Here is a 2,397-nt window from a genome sequence, read left to right as displayed (position 1 = left end):
GACGCGTCTCCTCCGCCCGCGCGGCCTCCGGCGCACCCCGGTCCTCGGGCGCACCCCGGTCCTCCGGTGTCGGTCCGTCCTTCGGCCCGCGTGCGGCGTCGTCGTTGTCGGGTCGCTCGGTGTTCACCGCATCGCTCCTTCGGCTGCGCTGCTGTCGTACCTGACATCCCCTTTACGGGGGACAGCGATGGGACGCAGCGGGGGAGCGCACGGTTCCCCTGCGAGCGCCCCGGCCGAAAGAAGGCTCGCGCGAGCCCGCCGAGGGCGGCCCGCACGGGCCTCGCGCTAGTTGCCGTACTCCGGCATCGCCTCCAGCAGCCGGGCCGAGGCCGCCGGGACGGTCACGCCGTGGATCAGGGACAGCGGCACGGGACGGGCCACGCTCTTCTGCGGTGCGGTCCAGTGCGGAGCCATCCGCGCGCAGTCACCCCGCAGCGACGCCAGGTCGCCTTCGAGATCGGCCGGAGCGGACGTGTGGAACTTGAGGTTCGCCATAGCCGCACCGTATGCACGGTCGGGCCTGCGAAGAAAGATCTACTATCGGGTAGTTTCCTCCGCTTCAGCGGCGGCGGCGGACCGGGTAGCGTGAACTGTCAATCCACCTCCCATCAGGAGAGTCCACGCCGTGCGCATCGCAGTCACCGGCTCCATCGCAACCGACCACCTCATGACGTTCCCCGGCCGCTTCGCCGACCAGCTCGTCGCGGACCAGCTCCACACGGTCTCGCTCTCCTTCCTGGTCGACAAGCTGGACGTACGGCGCGGCGGGGTGGGCGCGAACATCGCCTTCGGTATGGGGCAGCTCGGCACGCAACCCGTTCTGGTCGGCGCCGCCGGCTCCGACTTCGAGGAGTACCGGGCCTGGCTGGACCGCCACGGTGTCGACACCGCCTCGGTCCGCATCTCCGAGACCCTGCACACGGCCCGTTTCGTGTGCACCACGGACTCCGACCACAACCAGATCGGCTCCTTCTACACGGGCGCGATGAGCGAGGCCCGCCTCATCGAGCTGAAGACCGTCGCCGACCGCGTGGGCGGCCTCGACCTGGTCCTGATCGGGGCGGACGACCCCGAGGCGATGCTCCGTCACACGGAGGAGTGCCGCTCCCGGAACATCCCCTTCGCCGCCGACTTCTCCCAGCAGATCGCCCGCATGGGCGGTGAGGACATCCGGATCCTGCTGGACGGGGCGACGTACCTCTTCTCCAACGAGTACGAGAAGGGCCTCATCGAGTCCAAGACCGGCTGGAGCGACGAGGAGATCCTCGGCAGGGTCGGCCACCGTGTCACCACCCTCGGCGCGCGCGGCGTGCGCATCGAGCGGGCCGGCGAGGACCCGATCGAGGTCGGCTGCCCGCAGGAGGAGCGCAAGGCCGAGCCCACCGGCGTCGGCGACGCCTTCCGGGCCGGTTTCCTCTCCGGCCTGGCCTGGGACGTCTCCCTGGAGCGCGCCGCCCAGATCGGCTGCATGCTCGCCACCCTGGTCATCGAGACCGTCGGCACACAGGAGTACCAGCTCCGCCGTGCCCACTTCATGGACCGCTTCGCGAAGGCGTACGGCGACGAGGCCGCCGCCGAGGTCCAGAAGCACCTGAACTGACGTAGCGTCTTTCGCCTGGAACAGGCCGGTCTCAGAGGAGCCGGCGGACCAGATGGGCCGAGCCCCGGTCCGCCGGCTCCTCACCGACGTACTCCTGCCCTCGCATCTGGCACCAGGCGGGGATGTCCAGCCGGGCCGCCTCGTCGTCGGACAGCACCCGCACCGTGCCGCCGACCGGTACCTGCCCGATGGCCTTCGCCAGCTCGATGACGGGGATCGGGCAGAGCTTGCCGAGGGAGTCCACGACCAGCTCGTCCGCCCCGGTGGCCGCCGTGGGACCGGGCGCGGGCGCCCCGAGCTTCTCCCGGACACCCGCCACGGCGCGCGGCAGCACGGCGAGGAACCGCTCCACGTCCTCCTCGGCCGCCCCCATGGGCAGCGACACCCGTACGTTCCCCTCGCTCAGCACTCCCATCGCCTTGAGCACATGGCTCGGCGTGAGCGTGCTGCTCGTGCAGGACGAACCGGACGAGACGGAGAAACCGTCCCGGTCCAGCTCGTGCAGCAGAGTCTCCCCGTCGACATAGAGACAGGAGAAGGTGACGATCCCGGGCAGCCGCCGCTCCGCGTCACCCACCACCTCCACGTCCGGCACGGACCGCGCCACCCCCGCCCGGATCCGCCCGGTCAGCTCCCGCAGCCGCTCCGCCTCGGCCGCCGCCTCCGCCCGTACCGCCCGCAGCGACGCCACGGCGGCCACGATCGCCGGGATGTTCTCGAACCCGGCCGCTCGCCCCGACTCCCTTTCGTCCAGGGCCCCTTGGGCAGCGAACCGGACGCCCTTGCGCACCACGAGC

Annotated in this window: 3 protein-coding genes; 1 reads left to right on the top strand and 2 read right to left on the bottom strand. The window is 71.3% G+C overall.

From position 1 onward, the window contains the following. Window positions 1-285: 285 nt before the first annotated feature. Entirely contained in the window at window positions 286-495 is a 210-nt protein-coding gene (locus tag BZL64_RS37875; RefSeq protein ID WP_086773475.1) for a hypothetical protein, read from the bottom strand. Between the two features lie 130 nt (window positions 496-625). Between BZL64_RS37875 and BZL64_RS37870 the strand changes: the two genes are divergently transcribed. Continuing rightward, window positions 626-1,600: a carbohydrate kinase family protein gene (locus tag BZL64_RS37870; RefSeq protein ID WP_086773474.1), complete on the top strand. Its 975-nt coding sequence runs from the start codon at window positions 626-628 to the stop codon at window positions 1,598-1,600. Between the two features lie 31 nt (window positions 1,601-1,631). Here BZL64_RS37870 and BZL64_RS37865 read toward each other — a convergent pair. Then, on the bottom strand, window positions 1,632-2,397 hold a 766-nt coding region (locus tag BZL64_RS37865), incomplete at its 5' end, for a cysteine desulfurase/sulfurtransferase TusA family protein (protein ID WP_143663453.1).

Source organism: Streptomyces bobili (genome assembly GCF_002154575.1).
Classification (GTDB): Bacteria; Actinomycetota; Actinomycetes; order Streptomycetales; family Streptomycetaceae; genus Streptomyces; species Streptomyces bobili.
This window is presented reverse-complemented; position numbering and strand designations above follow the sequence as displayed.

Coding starts and splice junctions, on each gene's coding strand:
- BZL64_RS37875 (WP_086773475.1), bottom strand. CDS start 495: ATGGCGAACCTCAAGTTCCACACGTCCGCTCCGGCCGATCTCGAAGGC.